The organism is Xanthobacter cornucopiae (assembly GCF_043195065.2).
Lineage (GTDB): Bacteria > Pseudomonadota > Alphaproteobacteria > Rhizobiales > Xanthobacteraceae > Xanthobacter.
Window position 1 is genome coordinate 3375457 of sequence record NZ_CM195531.1, and the last position, 18101, is coordinate 3393557.

At 71.4% G+C, this 18101-nt stretch carries 19 protein-coding genes; 16 read left to right on the plus strand and 3 right to left on the minus strand.

Features of this window, described 5'->3' with window-relative positions; translation table 11 throughout:
* Positions 1-3 precede the first annotated feature (3 nt).
* From V5F53_RS14945 to V5F53_RS14975, 7 genes are all read left to right on the plus strand, one after another.
* Positions 4-927, plus strand: a complete 924-nt coding sequence (locus tag V5F53_RS14945) for an ABC transporter permease subunit (protein WP_509212420.1) — start codon at positions 4-6, stop codon at positions 925-927.
* Positions 927-1727, plus strand: coding sequence for an ABC transporter permease (locus V5F53_RS14950; RefSeq protein WP_393995063.1), 801 nt, complete (start codon positions 927-929; stop codon positions 1725-1727). Before V5F53_RS14945 ends, V5F53_RS14950 begins: the two co-directional genes overlap by 1 nt.
* Positions 1724-2554, plus strand: coding sequence for a DeoR/GlpR family DNA-binding transcription regulator (locus tag V5F53_RS14955; protein WP_393995062.1), 831 nt, complete (start codon positions 1724-1726; stop codon positions 2552-2554). Before V5F53_RS14950 ends, V5F53_RS14955 begins: the two co-directional genes overlap by 4 nt.
* Positions 2551-3303 (plus strand): cysteine hydrolase family protein, encoded by a 753-nt coding sequence (locus V5F53_RS14960; RefSeq protein WP_393995061.1) that lies wholly within the window; start codon positions 2551-2553, stop codon positions 3301-3303. The genes V5F53_RS14955 and V5F53_RS14960 overlap by 4 nt, the downstream gene beginning before the upstream one ends.
* On the plus strand, positions 3279-4262 hold the full coding sequence (locus tag V5F53_RS14965; protein WP_393995060.1) for a phosphotransferase enzyme family protein: 984 nt from the start codon (positions 3279-3281) through the stop codon (positions 4260-4262). Before V5F53_RS14960 ends, V5F53_RS14965 begins: the two co-directional genes overlap by 25 nt.
* Positions 4263-4304: 42 nt before the next feature.
* Positions 4305-5642 (plus strand): aspartate aminotransferase family protein, encoded by a 1338-nt coding sequence (locus tag V5F53_RS14970; RefSeq protein ID WP_393995059.1) that lies wholly within the window; start codon positions 4305-4307, stop codon positions 5640-5642.
* A 107-nt stretch (positions 5643-5749) separates the two neighbouring features.
* Positions 5750-8170: a Tex family protein gene (locus V5F53_RS14975; RefSeq protein ID WP_393995058.1), complete on the plus strand. Its 2421-nt coding sequence runs from the start codon at positions 5750-5752 to the stop codon at positions 8168-8170.
* A 254-nt stretch (positions 8171-8424) separates the two neighbouring features.
* Here the strand turns inward: V5F53_RS14975 and V5F53_RS14980 are convergent, their stop codons facing one another.
* On the minus strand, positions 8425-8721 hold the full coding sequence (locus V5F53_RS14980; protein ID WP_393995057.1) for a hypothetical protein: 297 nt from the start codon (positions 8719-8721) through the stop codon (positions 8425-8427).
* Between the two features lie 354 nt (positions 8722-9075).
* Here V5F53_RS14980 and V5F53_RS14985 point away from each other — a divergent pair, with 354 nt between their 5' ends.
* From V5F53_RS14985 to V5F53_RS15020, 8 genes are all read left to right on the plus strand, one after another.
* Entirely contained in the window at positions 9076-9519 is a 444-nt protein-coding gene (locus V5F53_RS14985; protein WP_393995056.1) for a host attachment protein, read from the plus strand.
* A 67-nt stretch (positions 9520-9586) separates the two neighbouring features.
* On the plus strand, positions 9587-10087 hold the full coding sequence (locus V5F53_RS14990) for a TspO/MBR family protein (RefSeq protein WP_393995055.1): 501 nt from the start codon (positions 9587-9589) through the stop codon (positions 10085-10087).
* Positions 10088-10208: 121 nt separating this feature from the next.
* A complete protein-coding gene (locus V5F53_RS14995) occupies positions 10209-10403 on the plus strand; it encodes a twin transmembrane helix small protein (protein ID WP_509212424.1) in 195 nt (64 codons plus the stop codon).
* A gap of 53 nt (positions 10404-10456) precedes the next feature.
* A complete protein-coding gene (locus tag V5F53_RS15000) occupies positions 10457-11035 on the plus strand; it encodes a cob(I)yrinic acid a,c-diamide adenosyltransferase (RefSeq protein ID WP_393995053.1) in 579 nt (192 codons plus the stop codon).
* A 123-nt stretch (positions 11036-11158) separates the two neighbouring features.
* Positions 11159-11890: a rhomboid family intramembrane serine protease gene (locus tag V5F53_RS15005; protein WP_393995052.1), complete on the plus strand. Its 732-nt coding sequence runs from the start codon at positions 11159-11161 to the stop codon at positions 11888-11890.
* Between the two features lie 172 nt (positions 11891-12062).
* Positions 12063-12812, plus strand: coding sequence for an electron transfer flavoprotein subunit beta/FixA family protein (locus tag V5F53_RS15010; protein WP_393995051.1), 750 nt, complete (start codon positions 12063-12065; stop codon positions 12810-12812).
* Complete coding sequence (locus V5F53_RS15015) at positions 12812-13756, plus strand: electron transfer flavoprotein subunit alpha/FixB family protein (protein WP_393995050.1); 945 nt, start codon at positions 12812-12814, stop codon at positions 13754-13756. Before V5F53_RS15010 ends, V5F53_RS15015 begins: the two co-directional genes overlap by 1 nt.
* Before the next feature lie 165 nt (positions 13757-13921).
* Positions 13922-14803 (plus strand): 3-hydroxybutyryl-CoA dehydrogenase, encoded by an 882-nt coding sequence (locus tag V5F53_RS15020; RefSeq protein ID WP_393995049.1) that lies wholly within the window; start codon positions 13922-13924, stop codon positions 14801-14803.
* 101 nt (positions 14804-14904) lie between these two features.
* Here the strand turns inward: V5F53_RS15020 and V5F53_RS15025 are convergent, their stop codons facing one another.
* Positions 14905-16284, minus strand: coding sequence for an ATP-binding protein (locus V5F53_RS15025; RefSeq protein WP_393995048.1), 1380 nt, complete (start codon positions 16282-16284; stop codon positions 14905-14907).
* Positions 16281-17009 (minus strand): response regulator, encoded by a 729-nt coding sequence (locus V5F53_RS15030; RefSeq protein WP_509212427.1) that lies wholly within the window; start codon positions 17007-17009, stop codon positions 16281-16283. Before V5F53_RS15030 ends, V5F53_RS15025 begins: the two co-directional genes overlap by 4 nt.
* Before the next feature lie 198 nt (positions 17010-17207).
* On the opposite strand from V5F53_RS15030, the gene V5F53_RS15035 reads away from it, so the two are divergent.
* Complete coding sequence (locus V5F53_RS15035; RefSeq protein ID WP_393995047.1) at positions 17208-17909, plus strand: hypothetical protein; 702 nt, start codon at positions 17208-17210, stop codon at positions 17907-17909.
* The last annotated feature ends 192 nt before the right edge of the window (positions 17910-18101 follow it).

Sequence of the window (18101 nt, forward strand, 5' to 3'; positions counted from 1 at the left end):
GCCATGAGCGAGGCCACCCTCTCCGCCGCCGCCCCGGCCGGCCCCGCGCGGGCGGCGCCCGGCGCCCGGTTCGCCGCGCTGTGGGCCGCCGCCGGCGCCCGCTGTGCCCTGCCCGTCATCGTGCTGCTGGCGGCCGGCTTCCTGGCGCCGCTGGTGGCCATCCTCGCCTATTCGTTCGCGCCGCCGCGCTCGTTCGACGTGTTCCGCGCCTTCACCCTGGCCAATTACGCCGAGCTGTTTTCCCCCGGCAACACGGTGTGGCTGTCGTTCGCCTGGTCGGTGGGCTTCGCGCTTCTCACCTGCGCGCTGCTGGCGGTGGTGGCCTATCCCATCGCCTATGGCCTAGCGTTCGTGTTCGGGCGCTGGTCGTCGCTGGTGTCGGTGCTGTTCGTGTTCCCGCTGTTCGTGTCGGAGAACGTGCGGCTCTATGGCTGGGTGCTGTTCTTCATCAAGAACGGCGTGCTCGACGGAAGCCTGAAATGGCTGGGGCTGGAGGGCGCGCCGACACTGCTCTACACCCCGGGCATGATCCTCGCCGGCATGGTCTACACCTACCTGCCGTTCATGCTGTTTCCGCTCACGCTGGGCCTGTCCATGGTGCCGCGCGACCTCATCGACGCCGCCCGCGACCTCGGCGCCAACCGCTTCCAGATCTGGCGCGACGTGGAAGTGCCGCTGGCCATGCCGGGCATCCTCATCGGCATGCTGCTCACCTTCGTGCTGGCCATCGGCGCGGTATCGGAGGCCAAGATTCTCGGCGGGCAATCGGTGATCGTCATCTCCCACGACATCGAGATCGCCTTCACCTATGCCCAGAACTGGCCGCTCGGCTCGGCGCTGGCGGTGCTGGTGACGGCCTTCATCGGCGCCCTCACCCTGGCCGTGTTCGCGCGGCTCGACCTCGACCGGCTGCTGGGGAGGCGCTGATGGAACAGGACAAGCTCAGGTCCCGCGTGCTCATCGCCGGCTGGACCGCGTTCGTGGTGCTGCTGGTCTATCTGCCCATCGCCTGCGTGGCGCTGGCGAGCGTCACCAAGGCCCGCTACTTCGCCTTCCCAGTCCGCGCCTTCTCCACCGAATGGTGGAGCAAGACACTGGATTCCATCGAGATTTCCATGATCGTGCAAAACTCGCTGCTGGTGGCGGCGACGGTCACGGCGCTGTCGGTGGTCATCGCCTTCTTCGGCGCCCTCGCCTTCGCCCGCTATGAGTGGCGGGGCCGCAGGCTCTATCAAAAGCTCATCCTGCTGCCGGTGTTCTTCCCCCAGCCGGTGCTGGGGCTGGCGCTGCTGCTGGCCTATTCGGCGCTGGGCATCACCACATCCTGGATGACCGCCGTGTTCGCCCACATGGTGTGGATCGTGCCGGTGGTCACCCTGGTCATCGCCATCAAGGTCTATGGCTTCGACCCGAGCCTGGAGGAAGCCGCCTTCGACCTCGGCGCCTCCCGGCTGCAGGTGATGCGCGAGGTGACCCTGCCGCTGCTGTGGCCAGGCATCTGGTCGGGCGCCCTGTTCGCCTTCCTTTTGTCCTGGGGCAACTTCCCGCTTTCGCTCTACACCGCCGGCGCCGATTCCACCGTGCCGAAATGGCTGTATGCGAAGATGGTGGCGGGCTACACGCCCATGGTGCCGGCGCTTGGCACCATGGCGACGCTGGCGGCGGCGGTGCTGCTGCTGGGCGGCGGCCTCGCCGGCCTCATTCTCAGGAGGGCACGGGCGGCATGACCACCGACGACCTGACCCCGCCGCCGGACGCGCCCGAGGCCGAACCGGCCCGCCTCTCCAAGAAGGCCCGGCACGAGCGCATCGTGCGCGAGCTGATGGCCTCCTCCACCCTGCGGGTGTCGGAGCTGGCGGCCGAGCTCGGCGTCTCCACCGAGACCATCCGGCGCGACCTGTTCGAGCTCGGCGAGAAAGGCCTCATCAACCGCACCTATGGCGGCGCGGTGCGCCCGCTGGGCACTGAGCCCGCCGTCAGCGAGCGCCATCAGCTGATGGTGGCGGAGCGCGAGGCCATCGCCGCCGCCACGGCAAGGCTCATCAAGCCCAACGAGGTGGTGGCCATCGGCGCCGGCGCCACCACCACCCATGTGGCGCGGCGGATGGCGGCGGAGTGCCGCGACATCACCGTCATCACCCACTCGTTCTCGGTGGCCACCGTGCTGGCGGCCAATCCCACCATCGCCGTGCTCATGTGCCCCGGCCGCTACAACGGCCGCGAGGGCATGATGGTGGGCGCGGAAACCTGCGAGTTCCTGCAGGCCTACAACGCCAACTGGGCCATTCTCGGAGCCAGCGGCATCACCGCCGAGGGCCTGTGCGAGGCCGAGGCCGCCGCCGCCTCGGTCTACAAGGCGATGATGCTGCGCGCGGTGGAGACCATCGTCGTCGCCGACCACACCAAGTTTTCCCAGCAGGCGCTGGCGATCTGGGGCCGCTGGCACGACATCCAGCACCTCGTCACCGACCAGCCGCCCCCCCTTGCCATCGCCCGGGCCATGGAGCGGGCGCGGGTGGAGGTGGTGATCGCCCGCAAGCGAGGCGACCAATGACCGAGCACCCGCGCAACGGCTGGAAGACCCGCCACCGCTCCTTGTACTACGCCACCGCGCCGGAACCGGACGACCCGGACCTCGCCCCCGCCACCACCGCCCTGCTCGTCATCGACGTGCAGAACACCTATCTGGAGCGCCCCGCGCGCGAGCGCCTGGCGCCCGGGGAACAGGCCCATTTCGATGCCTGGACCCCGTTCCACGCCCGCATGAGGGAGGTGGTGATCCCCAACATCGCCACCGCCCTCGCCACGTTCCGGGCCCGCGGCATGGAGGTGCTGCACGCCCGCATCGCCTGCGCCACCGGCGATGGGCGCGAGCGCTCGCTCAGCCAGAAGAAGCCCGGCTTCAACAACCTGCTGCTGCCGAAGGACGCGCCCGCCAGCCAGATCGTCGGCGCGGTGGCCCCGCAAGGCGACGAGATCGTGGTGACCAAGACCACGGATTCCGCCCTCACCGGCACCAACCTGCGGCTCATCCTGCACAATCTCGGCATCCGCACGGTGGTGTGCGCCGGCATCTTCACCGACCAGTGCGTCGCCTCCACGGTGCGCAGCCTAGCCGACGAGAGCTTCGACGTGGTGGTGCTGGAGGATTGCTGCGCCGCCGCCAGCATGGCCCTGCACACGGCCGAGCTCGAAATCATCAACATGATCTATTGCAACGTGATGGAGCTGGAAGAGTTCAAGGCGTTGCTGGACCGGCAGCCGCAAGAGGGGGTGGAATGCTCTACGACGACGATTTCCTGAAGCGGCTCGAAGACGGCGTGCGCGGCGCCCTGCCCCGATGGGGGCTCGGGTCCGACGCCGACGTGAAACTGCTCACCATCTCCGAGAACGCCACCTTCCGCGTCACCGACAGGGCGGCCGGCCCGCTGGTGTTCCGCGTCCACCGGCCCGGTTATCACAGCCGCGCGGAGATCGCCTCCGAGCTGGCCTGGATCGCCGCGCTCCGGGCGGACGAGGTGATCACCACCCCGCGCCCCATTCCGCTGGCCGATGGCGGGCTGATCGCCGACATCGCCGACGCCGGCACCACCCGCCATGTGGTGGCCTTCGAGTTCCTCCAGGGCCGCGAACCGGCGGAGGGGGAGGACCTGGTGGGCTGGTTCCGCCAGCTCGGCGCCATCCACGCCCGGCTCCACGCCCACGCCCGGGGCTGGACCCGGCCGGAGGGCTTCACCCGCAAGGTCTGGAACTTCGACACCACCCTCGGCGACACCCCCCATTGGGGCGACTTCCGCGCCAGCCTGGGCCTCGACGCCGAGGGCCGCGCCCTGCTGGAGCGCACCGCGGCGCTGCTCAAGGAGAGGCTGTGGCCGCTCTCGCAGCCCGACAGCTTCGGCCTGGTGCATGCCGACCTGCGGCTCGCCAACCTGCTGGTGGACGGCGACGCACTGGCGCTGATCGACTTCGACGACTGCGGCTTCTCCTGGTTCCTGTTCGATTTCGCGGCGGCGATCTCGTTCCTGGAGCACGAGTCCTATGTCCCGGCGCTGAAGGCAGCCTGGATGGAGGGCTACCGCGCCGAAGCGCCGCTGCCGGCGGATGCCTCCAGCCAGCTCGACCTGTTCGTGATGCTGCGGCGCATCCAGCTCACCGCCTGGGTCGCCTCCCATGCCGAGACGCCCACCGGCCAGGCCATGGGCCTGCCCTACACCGAAGGCACGCTGGCCCTGGCCGATGCCTTCCTCGCCCGCCACGGCTGATCGGCCCGCACGGCCGGCCCCCTCGACAGAATAGGTGCACCCATGGGCCAGACGGCTCGCGCGAAACAGCAGATCCTCGCCCTCAACGCGTTCGCCGCGGACAACGGCGCCGCCCTCGCCGACGATGTGGCGGCGCTGGTGGCCCGCCGGCGCCAGAGCTTCGGCGCCACCTCCGTGCTGTTCTACGAGCAGCCGCTTCACGTGGTGGCCGCCAGGGGAGCGGAGATCTTCACCGCCGACGGGCGCGCCTATCTCGACCTCTACAACAACGTGCCCTCGGTGGGCCATTGCCATCCCAAGGTGGTGGAAGCGGTGGCCCGCCAGATGGGGCGCTACAACACCCACACCCGCTACCTGTTCGACGAGGTGCACGATTATGCCGAGCGGCTGCTGGCCCATTTCCCGGCGCCGCTCACCAACGTCGCCTTCACCTGCACCGGCTCGGAGAGCAACGACCTCGCCCTGCGGCTGATCCGTGGCGCCACCGGGGGCCTGGGCATCGTCGTCACCGAGACCGCCTACCACGGCAACACCACCGCCGTGACCGAGGTGTCGCCCTCCTCCTACAAGAGCGGAGCGCCGCCGGCGCATGTTCGCACCGTGCCGCCGCCCCATTCCCGCCACTATGCCGGCGACGTGGGGGCCGGCTTCGCCGCCGCCGTCACCGCCGCCGCCCAGGCCATGGCGGCGGACGGCATCCCCTTCGCCGGCCTGCTGGTGGACACCATCTTCTCGTCCGACGGGGTCTACGCCGATCCGCCCGGCTTCCTGGCCCCGGCCTTCGACGCGGTGCGGGCGCTGGGCGGCATGGTGATCGCCGACGAGGTGCAGCCGGGCTTCGCCCGCACCGGCACCCACATGTGGGGCTTCGCCCGCCATGGGGTGGTGCCGGACGTGGTGACCATGGGCAAGCCCATGGGCAACGGCTTTCCCATGGGCGGGGTGGTGACCCGGCCGGAACTGCTGGCGCGGTTCGCCGATGCGTTCGGCTATTTCAACACTTTCGGCGGCAACCCGGTGGCGAGCGCCGCGGGGCTCGCCGTGCTCGACGCCATCGCCGAGGACGGGCTGATGGAGAAGGCCCGGACCGTCGGCGCCCACATCGTCGCGCGGCTCGGCGCCGCCCGCGGGCGCTGCCCGGCCCTGGGGGAGGTGCGCGGGGCCGGGCTCTACCTCGGGGTCGAGATCGTCTCGCCCGGCGACGGCGCGGCCGACCCGGCGGGTGCCACGGCCCTCATCAACCGGCTGCGGGACAAGGGCATTCTCATCGGCGCCGCCGGTCCTCTCGGCCATGTGCTGAAGGTGCGCCCGCCTTTGTGCCTGACGATCGACCAGGCCGACCGCTTCGCCGACGCCATGGAAGTGATCCTCTCGGCGTGAGGCCCGGCGGCGGCGCCTTTCCTGTGGCGTCCGGGCGCCGCTGCCGTGACAGCGCCGCAACCCTGGGCTAAGGCCGTGCCCCCGCACTCAAGCGTCGAGGAGCCCACATGGCCGTCCCAGCCCGAGGTGATACCGAAGCGATCGCCCGCATCATCGCCGGCGAGATCAGCGCCCGCCCGGCGCAGGTGAACGCCGCGGTGGGCCTGCTGGATGAAGGCGCCACCGTGCCCTTCATCGCCCGCTATCGCAAGGAGGTCACCGGCGGCCTGGACGACACCCAGCTGCGCACCCTGGAGGAGCGCCTTGCCTACCTGCGCGAGCTGGAAGCGCGCCGGGCCACCGTGCTCGCCTCCATCGAGGGCCAAGGCAAGCTCTCCGACGCGCTGCGCGCCAAGATCGTCGCCGTTGCCACCAAGGCCGAGCTTGAAGACCTCTACCTGCCCTACAAGCCCAAGCGCCGCACCAAGGCCGAGATCGCCCGCGAGAAGGGGCTGGGGCCGCTGGCCGAGACCCTGCTCGCCGACCGCCGGGCGGTGCCGGCCGAGCTCGCCGCCCGCTTCCTGAACGAACAGGTTGCCGATGTGAAGGCCGCCCTCGACGGCGCCCGCGACATCCTGGTGGAGACCTTCGCCGAGAATGCCGAGCTGGTGGGCCGCCTGCGCAGCCACATGAAGACCAGCGCCGTGCTGAAGGCCAAGGTGGCCGAGGGCAAGGAGGAGGCGGGCGCCAAGTTCCGCGACTATTTCGACCACGCCGAGAAGTGGGCCACCGCCCCCAGCCACCGCGTGCTGGCCATGCTGCGCGGCCGCAACGAGGAGATGCTCACCCTCGACCTGGTGGTGGACGAAGACGCCACCGCCCCGGTCAAGCCGGTGGAGCGCATCGTCGCCGAAGCCTATGAGATTCCCCTGGCGAACGGCGGCCCGGCCGATGCCTTCCTGCTGGACGTGGCGCGCTGGGCCTGGCGCGTGAAGCTCTCGCTTCACCTCACCATCGACCTCATGGGCGAGCTGCGGGACAAGGCGGAAGAGGAAGCGATCCGCGTTTTCGCCCGCAACCTCAAGGACCTGCTGCTGGCGGCCCCGGCCGGATCGCGGGCCACCATGGGGCTCGACCCCGGCATCCGCACCGGCGTGAAGGTGGCGGTGGTGGACGGCACCGGCAAAGTGCTGGCGACCAGCACGGTCTATCCGTTCCAGCCGCGCAACGACGTGCAGGGCGCCAGCGCCGAGCTGGCCCACCTCATCCGCAAGCATAGCGTGGAGCTGATCGCCATCGGCAACGGCACCGCCAGCCGCGAGACCGACAAGCTCGCCGCCGACCTGCTGGCGGCGCTGCCGGCGGATGCGGCGGGCCGAAAGCCCATCAAGGTGGTGGTGAGCGAGGCCGGCGCCTCGGTCTATTCCGCCTCCGCCACCGCCGCCGCCGAGATGCCGGACCTCGACGTGTCGCTGCGCGGCGCCGTCTCCATCGCCCGCCGCCTGCAGGACCCGCTGGCGGAGCTGGTGAAGATCGAGCCCAAGTCCATCGGCGTCGGCCAGTACCAGCACGACGTGGACCAGGCGCGCCTCGCCAAGGCCCTCGACGCGGTGGTGGAGGATGCGGTGAACGCCGTGGGCGTGGACCTCAACACCGCCTCTGCCTCCCTGCTGGCGCGGGTGTCGGGCCTTGGCGCGTCGCTGGCGGAAGCCATCGTCGCCCATCGCAACACGGTCGGCGCCTTCAAGACCCGCAAGGAGCTGCTGAAGGTGTCCCGGCTCGGCCCGCGCACCTTCGAGCTGGCGGCGGGCTTCCTGCGCATTCCCGACGGCGCCGAGCCGCTCGACGCCTCGGCGGTGCACCCGGAAGCCTATGCGGTGGCCAAGAAGATCGTTGCCGCCTGCGGCCGCGACGTGCGCGCGCTGATGGGCGACACGGCGGCGCTGAAGGCGCTGGACCCGCGCACCTTCGTGGACGAACGGTTCGGCCTGCCCACCGTGCGCGACATTCTGTCGGAGCTGGAAAAGCCCGGCCGCGACCCGCGCCCGGCGTTCAAGACCGCCACCTTCGCCGAGGGGGTGCACGAGATGAGCGACCTCAAGCCCGGCATGGTGCTGGAAGGCACCGTGACCAACGTGGCCGCCTTCGGCGCCTTCGTGGATATCGGCGTACACCAGGATGGGCTGGTCCACGTCTCGGCGCTGGCCGACCGCTTCGTCAAGGACCCCCACGAGGTGGTCAAGGCCGGCGACGTGGTGAAGGTGCGGGTGGTGGACGTGGACGTGAAGCGCAAGCGCATCGCCCTCTCCATGCGCAAGGACGATGCGGGCGCACGCCCCGCCGGCAGCAGCGGCGATGGCAGGGCGCGCGACGGCGCCCCCTCTGGCACCGGCACCCGCGATCCGCGCCACGGCGGTCGCGACCCGGGCAAAGGCCAGGGGGCGGGCCAAGGATCCGGCCAAGGATCCGGCAAGGGATCCGGCAAGGGATCGAGCCAGGGCGCATTCGGCGCCGCATTGGCCGAAGCCATGCGCCGCAAGGACAAGTGACCGGCCGACGCCGGACCCAAGCCGACGCCGGACCCAAGCCGACGCTGGACCAAGGCCGGGACCGGTGACGGGCCAACAGCCGTGACGGGCAAGGGATCAGTCGGAGACACGATCCCGTCACAGGCGAGGGCACTCCGGGACGGAGCCGCTGAGCGGCGACAAACGCCAACCCGCCCCTGCCGGCAGCTGCCGGCGGGGCCTCGGCCCCATCCCCTCCCGCCGGCGCGGCACTGCGCGCTGGCGGTGGCCCGGGCTCAGCGGCCGGCGACGACCTTGACCGTCCGCGGCACGAGACGCGTCAGCACCCGGCGGCCGCGCGGCGGCTCCTCGCCATCGCTCATGAGCATCACGGCGAACCCCATCTGCACGCTGCCGAAGGTGACGCCCAGACCGAACGTGAGCAGCACCAGCGCCAACGCACCGTCCTGGGACGTGCGCAGCAGCGTGCCGAGACTGGCGACATCGAACGCCACCAGGGCGCCGACGAACAGCACCGCCAGCGACACCCCAACCGCCGCGTGAACAACCAGGAACCTGACGAGAAAAGGCATCGTCCCTTCCCCTCGAAACGCACGCCCGGCGGGACCTCGACCGCCGCTTTCCCAAGGCCGGGCGCAACTGGAGCTCATATCGTCTCACGTGCGCGGCCCGCGATGCAAGCGCCGGCTCTCCCCGGCGGCCGGTCCCGCCCGTCCCCGATCGGCCACCACGGGCCTTTACGGCGCCGGCCTTCCGGCGGAAGCTTCACATGGCGCTCCGCGCCGGTCATCGACCGTGCCGGGCCGCCTAAGAACGGGGCTTGATCCGGCGCAAGGCGCGGCCGGCGCGCTGGGCCAAGTCTGGAGGACACGCGCGAAGCCGCCCCGGAAGGCGGGACGCGCAAGCGGAAACCGAGGAGAAACGTCATGGGTGCGCTCAGCAACTCGAACCGCCTGGTCGTGGTGGCCGATGGCGCCAAGGCGCTGCTGCTGGCTGATTCGGGCATCGCCCCGCAGCCCAGGCTGGCGGTGGTCGAGACCTTCGCGGAGCCCCACGCCAGCACCGCGGCGCAGGGCACCGACCGGCCCGGCCGCGTGCACGAATCGGCCGGCGTGTCGCGCAGCGCCGTGGAGACGACGGACCTGCACACCGAGGCCGAGACCGCATTCCTGAAGCGGCTGGCGCAGCGGGTGGATGCGCTCGCCGGCGCCGGGGACGTGCGCCGCCTGCTGCTGGTGGCGCCCCCCAAGGCCCTTGGCGTCCTGCGCGAGGCCCTCGGCGCACAGGCCAGGGCCCTCGTGGTCGGCGAGGTGGCGAAGGATCTGGTGAAGCTGCCGGTGGACGAGATCGCCCAGCACATCGCAAAGTGACGGCGGGGCCAAGCCCAGGTCGCATGCGCCGCGCCGGCGGGCGCGGCGCCCAGCTGGAGCCTGTGCCGTGACATCAAGTTCATTCCTTTCCCCGTTTGGCGGGGCCGTGCTGCGGCTCGCCGCCTGCGTGGCCCTGGTCACGGTGGTCGCCGCCATCGGCGGCGCCGTGACCGCGCCCGCCATTCCCGGCTGGTACGCGGGACTCGCCAAGCCCGCCTGGACACCGCCCAACGCCGTCTTCCCCGCGGCCTGGACCCTGCTCTACCTGCTGATGGCGCTCGCCCTGTGGCGGCTGTGGAGCCGCCCGCCGGCCGTGCCCGGACGGCGGGCAGCGCTCGGCCTCTTCCTGCTCCAGCTCGCGCTCAATGCCCTGTGGTCGCCGGTGTTCTTCGGCCTTCACGCGCCGGCGGCCGGCTTCGCGGTCATCCTGGCGCTGGCGGCCGCCCTCGCCCTGGCCCTCCACGCCGCGTGGCGGGTGGACACCCTCGCCGGGGTGCTGCTGGTGCCGTATCTTCTTTGGGTATGCTACGCCGCCAGCCTCAACGGAGCGATCGTCGTCCTCAATTGACGCGGCGCCGCGTCCGGCACGCGGGGAGCGAACGCAGGCCGCGGCCGGCGCCACCAGCGCCGGAGCGTGGACAAGAATGAAATGCGTGCCGGAAAAACCGGTGCGCGAAGGAGACGCCGCCATGCTGCACTGGTCGATCTACCTCTTCATTCCGCTCGCCCTCGCCGCCGTCGCCGGTGTTCTGGTGCTGGGCCTCATCACCTTCGCCACCGGCGGCTCCCCCCGCCGCACCCAGCGGCTGATGCGTCTGCGCGTGCTGTTCCAGCTTATCGCCGTGGTGCTGGTGGCCGCCACCGCGCTGGCGCTCCATGGCTGAGCCGCGTCCCGCTCCGCCACCTTCCCCATCCTGACGAGGAAAGCAGACCGTCCATGGTGAAACTGAACAAGATTTACACCCGCACCGGCGACGACGGCACCACCGGGCTCGGCACCGGCGCCCGGGTGGCGAAATACGACCTGCGGGTCGCGGCCTACGGCTCCGTGGACGAGACCAATGCCGCCCTCGGCATCGCCCGGCTGCATCTGGCGGGGGAGCCGGCCCTGGATGTCATCCTGAACCGCGTCCAGAACGACCTGTTCGACCTTGGCGCCGACCTGTGCACCCCCGCCGCCGACAACGAGGCGCCCGGCGCCGCCCTGCGCATCGTGCCGGCCCAGGTGGAGCGGCTGGAACAGGACATCGACGCGCTCAACGGCGCGCTCGCCCCCCTCACCTCGTTCGTGCTGCCGGGCGGCTCGCCGGCCGCCGCCCACCTGCACCTCGCCCGCACCATCTGCCGGCGCGCCGAGCGCGAGATGGTGGCGCTGTCCCACAGCGCGGACGAGGCCGTGGGCGCGCCCGCCATCCACTACATGAACCGCCTCTCGGACCTGCTGTTCGTGGCGAGCCGCTACGCCAACGGGCGCGGCGCCGGCGACGTCTTGTGGGTGCCGGGCGGCGGGCGCTGAAGCCGCGCACGCCTGGCCGGCTCATGACGGGCCAGGCGCCGCCTTGCCCCGGTTCCCCCCATCGCCGCGGTGCGGTAGGCTCGCCAGCCTGCCCGGCAGGCCGCCCCCGCGCCGAGGCCCGCCATGTTCGTGCCCATCGCCGACATCAACCCGCTGGAGCATGTGCGCCGGCCCTATGTGACCTATGCCCTCATCGCCCTCAACGTGGCGGTGTACGCCCTGCTGCAGCAGGGTTTTTCCGGGGCGCCGGTGGAAGCCGGGCTGATCTCGTTCGGCGCCATTCCGGCGGTGGTCTGCGGCGCCGCGGTGCTGCCCGAGGGCTATCTGGCGCCACCGCCCGACCTGACCCTGGCGACCTACATGTTCCTGCATGGAAGCTGGCTGCATCTCGCCGGCAACATGGCGTTCCTGTGGGTGTTCGCCGACAACGTGGAGGATGCCATGGGCCACCTGCGCTTCCTCGCCTTCTACCTGTTGTGCGGGGTGGCGGCCGGCCTCGCCCACGTGCTGGCGCAGCCGCACTCGGAAGCGCCGCTGGTGGGGGCCTCGGGCGCGGTGGCCGGGGTCATCGCCGCCTATCTGGTGCTGCACCCGAACATCCGGCTGTGGGCGCTGGTGTTCCTGAAGCTGCCGCTGCGGGTGCCGGCCTATCTGGTGATCGGCGCCTGGCTGGCGGTGCAGATCTGGCAGGCGGTGGCGGCCGGGGACCAGGACACCGCCTGGTGGGCCCACCTGGGCGGCTTCGCGGCGGGCGCGGCGCTGGTGACGGTGATGCGCCGGCCCGGTGTCGCCCTGCTCGACCCGGATCCGTCCGGGGTGCCGTCCGTCCCGTGCGAGCGCCGGCGCGACCACTGAACCTTTGCGCGCGTGCCGCAACGATTTCGCGAGCGTTGACAGGTTTTCGGCCCCCTCCTACGTTGCCGGCCCCAAGGTTTGCTGCATCGCAGGGAACCCGAGGGAAGGGGAGCATCCGGCGCGGCTCGCGCGCGTCCGGACTTCCATGTCGTCAGACGGGGAGCACGCCTTTATGAAGATCCTGGTGCCCGTGAAGCGGGTGGTGGACTACAACGTCAAGGTGCGGGTGAAGTCGGACGGCTCGGGCGTCGAGCTGGCCAACATCAAGATGTCGATGAATCCGTTCGACGAAATCGCGGTGGAAGAGGCGCTGCGCCTCAAGGAAGCCGGCAAGGCGACCGAGGTGGTGGCGGTGTCCATCGGCCCGGCCCAGGCTTCCGAGACCCTGCGCACCGCGCTCGCCATGGGCGCCGACCGCGGCATCCTGGTGAAGACCGACGCCGTGGTGGAGCCGCTCGCCGTCGCCAAGATCCTGAAGGGCGTGGTGGGCGAGGAAGCTCCCGGCCTCGTGATCCTCGGCAAGCAGGCCATCGACGACGACGCCAACCAGACCGGGCAGATGCTCGCCGCGCTGCTGGGCTGGCCGCAGGGCACGTTCGCGTCCAAGGTGGTCGTGGAAGACGGCGGTTTCGCCATCACCCGCGAGATCGACGGCGGCCTGCAGACCATCAAGCTGAAGGGCCCGGCCATCGTCACCACCGACCTGCGCCTCAACGAGCCGCGCTATGCCTCGCTGCCCAACATCATGAAGGCCAAGAAGAAGCCCATCGCCGACAAGACCCCGGCGGACTACGGCGTCGACGTGGCGCCGCGCCTCCAGGTGCTCAAGACCGCGGAGCCGGCCGGCCGCAAGGCGGGCGTGAAGGTGGCCTCGGTGGCCGAACTGGTGGCGAAGCTCAAGGACGAGGCGGGGGTGATCTGATGGCGACTTTGCTTCTGGCGGAACACGACAATTCCACCCTCAACGGCGTCACCGCCAAGGCCCTGACCGCCGCCGCCGCGCTCGGCGCGCCGGTGGACGTGCTGGTGGCCGGCAAGGACGCCAAGGCGGTGGCCGAGGCCGCCGCCAAGCTCGAAGGCGTCAACAAGGTGCTGCTCGCCGACGATGCGCTCTATGCCCATCGCCTGGCCGAGCCGCTGGCGGCGCTGATCGTCTCGCTGGCGGGGGGCTACGACGCCATCGTCGGCCCCTCCACGGCGGCGGCGAAGAATGTCCTGCCCCGCGTCGCGGCCCTGCTCGACGTGATGCAGGTCTCCGACATCATCAAGGTGGAGTCCGCCGACACGTTCGAGCGTCCCATCTACGCCGGCAACGCCATCCAGACCGTGAAGTCGACCGACCCCAAGAAGGTCATCACGGTGCGCACCGCCTCCTTCGCCGCCACCGCAGAGGGCGGCGCGGCGCCGGTGGAGAGCGTGGCGGTGGCGGCCGACCCGGCCCTCACCACCTTCGTGGAGGAAGCCATCGCCGCCTCCGACCGGCCCGAGCTGACCGCCGCCAAGATCATCGTATCGGGCGGCCGCGCGGTCGGCTCGCGCGAGCGGTTCGCCGAGCTGATCGAGCCCCTGGCGGACGAGCTGGGCGCCGCCGTCGGCGCCTCGCGCGCCGCCGTGGACGCCGGCTACGCGCCGAACGACTGGCAGGTGGGCCAGACCGGCAAGGTGGTGGCTCCCGAGCTGTATATCGCGCTCGGCATTTCCGGCGCCATCCAGCACCTGGCGGGCATGAAGGACTCCAAGGTCATCGTCGCTGTCAACAAGGACGAGGAGGCGCCCATCTTCCAGGTCGCCGACTACGGTCTCGTGGGTGACATCAACGTGGTGGTACCAGAGCTCAAGGCCGAGATCGCCAAGCTCAAGGGCTGACGCCCGGCACGCCGGCCGCTCCCGCGAGCGGCCGGTCCCGGCGGCGCGCGGGAGCTTGCGCATCCGCGCCTGCCGGTGGACATCACGACCGCCGCGGGGCCCCTGCCCCCGGCCCTCCTCATCCGGGCGCCGCTCCCCGGCCCCCCAAGGCGAAACGAGAGAATCATGCCGATCGAGATCAAGAAGGTCGGGGTTATCGGCGCGGGCCAGATGGGCAACGGCATCGCCCACGTGTCCGCCCTGGCCGGCTACGACGTCTTCCTCAACGACGTCGACCCCGAGCGCATCAAGGCCGGCATCGCCACCATCAACGGCAACATGGCGCGGCAGGTCTCGAAGGGCCATATCACCGAGGACGCGCGCCAGGCCGCCATCGCCCGCATCCACGCCGCCCCCACCACCGAGGACCTGCTTCCCGCCGACCTGGTGATCGAATCGGCCACCGAGCGGGAAGAGGTGAAGCACAAGATCTTCAGCGGCCTGTGCAAGGTGCTGCGGCCGGAAACGCTGCTCGCCTCCAACACCTCCTCCATCTCCATCACCCGCCTCGCCGCCGCCACCGACCGGCCCGAGCGCTTCATCGGCGTTCACTTCATGAACCCGGTGCCGATCATGGAGCTGGTGGAGCTGGTGCGCGGCATCGCCACCGACGACGCCACCTTCGAGCTGGCCAAGGGCTTCGTCTCCAGCCTGCACAAGACCTATGCGGTGGCCGAGGACTTCCCGGCCTTCATCGTCAACCGCATCCTGCTGCCGATGATCAACGAGGCCATCTACACGCTGTACGAAGGCGTGGGCTCGGTGGATGCCATCGACAAGGCCATGCGGCTCGGCGCCAACCACCCCATGGGCCCGCTGCAGCTCGCCGACTTCATCGGCCTCGACACCTGCCTCGCCATCATGCAGGTGCTGCACGAGGGGCTCGCCGATTCCAAGTATCGCCCGTGCCCGCTGCTGGTGAAGTATGTCGAGGCCGGCTGGCTCGGCCGCAAGACCCAGCGGGGCTTCTACGACTATCGCGGCGAAAAGCCGGTGCCCACGCGCTGAACCGAACGCCCTCACCGTTCCCGAAGGCCCGGCCCGCGCGCCGGGCCTTTGCATGCGCGCCGGGTCGTCCCGCCCCCGGCGGCTTCACCGGAGCGGCGCGGTCATGCTCCGGAAGGCTCCGCCTCCGGCGCCACCGCCGGCAGTTCCACCCGCTGCACCAGCCCGCCGCCGGGCCGGTTCACCAGGGTGAGCCGGCCGCCGTGGCGGCCGATGATCTCGTTGGCGATGGCCAGCCCCAGGCCAGCGCCGGGGATCTTCGCCTGGCGCGCCGGATCGACCCGGAAGAACGGCTCGAACACCTGCCCCATCAGGGCCTCGGGAATGCCCGGCCCGTCATCCTCGATGCTCAGCACCGCCCGCGCGCCGCCCCCCTTCCCGCACAGGGGGGCACCGACCGGCCGGCCGGTGCCTTTAGACCCCCCGCCCCTGGCATCGAGCAGCACCGCCACCCGCGCCCCACCGCCATGGGTGGCGGCATTGACCACGAGGTTGCGCACCGCCCGCTTCAGCGACAGCGGCCGGCCGGGCACGGTGGCCGGCTCGGCCTTCAGCAGCACCGCCGGCCGGCCGGCCTCGGCCAGCTCCGCCACCACCTCCGCCACCAACAGGTCGAGGCGCACCGGCTGGCCGGGTCCCGCCTCCACCTCCTCGCGCACCAGGCGGATGGCGCTGTCGGCGATGCGATCGAGCTCGGCGAGATCGGACAGCCATTGCGCCCGCTCCTCGTCGTCGGCGATGAACTCGGCGCGCAGGCGCATGCGGGTCAGCGGGGTGCGCAGGTCGTGGGCGGCCCCGGCGACGATGCGCATGCGGCTGTCCATGGCCGCCTTCAGCCGCGCCGACAGCCGGTTGATGGCGGCGGCGGCGGCCCGCACCTCCGCCGGCCCCTCCTCCGGCAGCACCGGCGGCTCGCCATCCGGCCCGATCTGCGCCGCCACATCCTCGATCAGGGAAAGCGGCTTCATGATGCGCCGCATCACCACCACCACCACCAGGGTGATGCCTGCCACCATCAGGATGAACCAGGTGGCGAGGGAGAGCTTCCAGCCAGGAGGCCCGGGAGCGCCCGGCGGCGGCAACGGGCCACGGAAGCCGCTCCGCATGACCAGCCATCGGCCATCGGGGAGCTCAGCCGCCGCCAGCGGCGGCCCGCCCTCCCGCGGGCTCACCACCCGCACCGGGAACGGCTTGCCGAGCCGCGCCAGCGCCTCCCCCAGCTGCCGGGTGGCGAACGCATTGATCTCGCCCTCCGGCGGCAGCGCGCGCAGCCCCGCCGCGGCCCCGCCGACCAGCTCCCCATCCAAGCCGGCCCGCGCCGCCAGATCGGCCGCGAACGCCATCTGCGCCGCGGCGTCGTCGGCCATGTCCGGCGGCGGGCCGGGGGGCGCGGCGATGAAGAAGGAGGCCACGTTGGCGAACGCCACCACCAGCACCATCGCCACCACCAGCACCGCCGTGACCTGGGCGCGCAGGGTCTTCACGACGCCTCCTCCAGTTCCACCCGCACCGCGAGCTGGTAGCCGCCATTCCGCAGCGTCTTGAGGATCTGGTAATTGCCCTGGTCGCCGAGCTTGCGGCGCAGGCGGCTCACCAGCACATCCACCGAGCGGTCGAACGGGCCCGCCTCGCGGCCCTTGGTGATGTCGAGCAGCTGGTCGCGGGAGAGAATGCGCCCCGGCCGCTCCAGGAACGCCATCAGCAGATCGAATTCGGCGCCGGTGAGGGCCACCTCGCCCCCGTCCGCCGCGGTGACGCGCCGCAGGTCCGGCTCGGCGCGGAAGCTGGCGAAGCGGAAGGCGCGCGGCGCCGACGGCTCCGGCTCGCTCGGCGCGCTCCGCCGCAGCACGGCGCGGATGCGCGCCACCAGCTCGCGCGGGTTGAAGGGCTTGCCGAGATAATCGTCGGCGCCGATCTCGAGGCCGATGATCCGGTCCACATCCTCCTTCAGCGCCGTGAGCAGGATGACCGGCACCGCCGAGGTGCCGCGCAGATCCCGGCACAGGTCGAGGCCGGAGGCATCGGGCAGCATCAGGTCGAGCACCACGAGGTCGATCCGCTGGGTGGCGAGCTTCTCGCCCATCTCCCGCCCATCCCCGGCGGTGGTGACGCGAAAGCCCTGGCCCACGAGGTAGCGGCCCAGCAGCTTGCGGATTTCCTGGTCGTCATCGACGACGAGAATATGGGCACCACTCTCCACGGGTCTCATGCTCCTGCCTCCCCGCGACCATAGCCACGCCACCCGTGCGCCGGCACCGTCCCGTGCAACAGTCCTTTGCCAGGCCCGCCAGGGCAACATTGGGTTACAAATCCGGGCGCGGCAGACACCTTGGGATACCGGCAGACCTTCGGCGGCAACAGGAGCGAGCGACAGTCGGCCCATCGCAATGAACGAGAGGCGATCGAGATGACGCTTCGAAGCGCACGGGTCCTGCTGCTGGCCGGCGTGGCGGTTTGCCTGGTGGGCGCCGCCGCCGCGCAGAGCAGCTCCGGCAAGACCCAGGATCGCCTGCCCATGTCCGCCTCCGGCCCGATGCGGATGGCGGCCCTGGAAGCGCCTTTTGCCGCGCCGCCGATGCCCGGCCCCGGTGGCCCGCGCCTCGCTTCGGGCGACCTGCGCCCGGAGCCGCCGCGCGGCCCCCCCTCCTTCGACCGCCCCCGCGATCACCGCGCGGGTCCTCCCGGCCGGCGGCCCGATCCGCTCGGCTTCGCCCGGGCCCTCGCCAGCGCCGAAACCGCCATCGGCATCCGCGCCGACCAGCTCGACGCCTGGCGCGATTTCACCGACGCGCTCCAGGCGAGCGCCCCGCCGCCACCTCCGCCACCGCCGCCACCTCCGGGCGGCCCGGCGCCCGCCGTCGCCCCGGCGACCTCGCCGGCGGCGTTCGCCGCCATCGAGACCCTCGCCGACACCCTGCAGGCGCAGGGCCGCGCCGGCGAACGCCTCGCCCGATCAACCGCCGCGCTGAAGGCCAAGCTGTCCCCCCAGCAGCTGGAGCGCGTAGCCCGTCTGGGACCGTCCCTGTTGCCGCCGCCTCTTGGGGGCCGGTTCCTCCCTCCACCCCCGCCGCCGCCCCCCGGCGGCGGGGGACCGGAGGACGAAGACTGAGATCGCCGCCCGGGGGAACACATCCCCGGGCGGCTCCCGGAAGGAAGGGATTCTCGCCGCCCTGATCGTCCCTTCCTCGCGGCGGGTGGGCTTCGGCACACCCGCCGCCCTCCTTCATCTGGCGCATTCATCTGGCGCAGCCGCCATCCGCCCATGGCCCGAAAGGCGTTCCCCCGCCCGGGCCCCGGCGCG

Excerpts from the sequence above, each read along its gene's own strand:
- V5F53_RS15000 (WP_393995053.1), top strand. The coding sequence starts at position 10,457 with ATGGTGAAACTGAACAAGATTTACACCCGCACCGGCGACGACGGCACC.
- V5F53_RS14975 (WP_393995058.1), top strand. The coding sequence starts at position 5,750 with ATGGCCGTCCCAGCCCGAGGTGATACCGAAGCGATCGCCCGCATCATC.
- V5F53_RS14980 (WP_393995057.1), bottom strand. The coding sequence starts at position 8,721 with ATGCCTTTTCTCGTCAGGTTCCTGGTTGTTCACGCGGCGGTTGGGGTG.
- V5F53_RS14950 (WP_393995063.1), top strand. The coding sequence starts at position 927 with ATGGAACAGGACAAGCTCAGGTCCCGCGTGCTCATCGCCGGCTGGACC.
- V5F53_RS14945 (WP_509212420.1), top strand. The coding sequence starts at position 4 with ATGAGCGAGGCCACCCTCTCCGCCGCCGCCCCGGCCGGCCCCGCGCGG.
- V5F53_RS15035 (WP_393995047.1), top strand. The coding sequence starts at position 17,208 with ATGACGCTTCGAAGCGCACGGGTCCTGCTGCTGGCCGGCGTGGCGGTT.
- V5F53_RS14955 (WP_393995062.1), top strand. The coding sequence starts at position 1,724 with ATGACCACCGACGACCTGACCCCGCCGCCGGACGCGCCCGAGGCCGAA.
- V5F53_RS15015 (WP_393995050.1), top strand. The coding sequence starts at position 12,812 with ATGGCGACTTTGCTTCTGGCGGAACACGACAATTCCACCCTCAACGGC.
- V5F53_RS15005 (WP_393995052.1), top strand. The coding sequence starts at position 11,159 with ATGTTCGTGCCCATCGCCGACATCAACCCGCTGGAGCATGTGCGCCGG.
- V5F53_RS14970 (WP_393995059.1), top strand. The coding sequence starts at position 4,305 with ATGGGCCAGACGGCTCGCGCGAAACAGCAGATCCTCGCCCTCAACGCG.
- V5F53_RS14965 (WP_393995060.1), top strand. The coding sequence starts at position 3,279 with ATGCTCTACGACGACGATTTCCTGAAGCGGCTCGAAGACGGCGTGCGC.
- V5F53_RS14985 (WP_393995056.1), top strand. The coding sequence starts at position 9,076 with ATGGGTGCGCTCAGCAACTCGAACCGCCTGGTCGTGGTGGCCGATGGC.
- V5F53_RS14995 (WP_509212424.1), top strand. The coding sequence starts at position 10,209 with ATGCTGCACTGGTCGATCTACCTCTTCATTCCGCTCGCCCTCGCCGCC.
- V5F53_RS14960 (WP_393995061.1), top strand. The coding sequence starts at position 2,551 with ATGACCGAGCACCCGCGCAACGGCTGGAAGACCCGCCACCGCTCCTTG.
- V5F53_RS15030 (WP_509212427.1), bottom strand. The coding sequence starts at position 17,009 with ATGAGACCCGTGGAGAGTGGTGCCCATATTCTCGTCGTCGATGACGAC.
- V5F53_RS15020 (WP_393995049.1), top strand. The coding sequence starts at position 13,922 with ATGCCGATCGAGATCAAGAAGGTCGGGGTTATCGGCGCGGGCCAGATG.
- V5F53_RS15010 (WP_393995051.1), top strand. The coding sequence starts at position 12,063 with ATGAAGATCCTGGTGCCCGTGAAGCGGGTGGTGGACTACAACGTCAAG.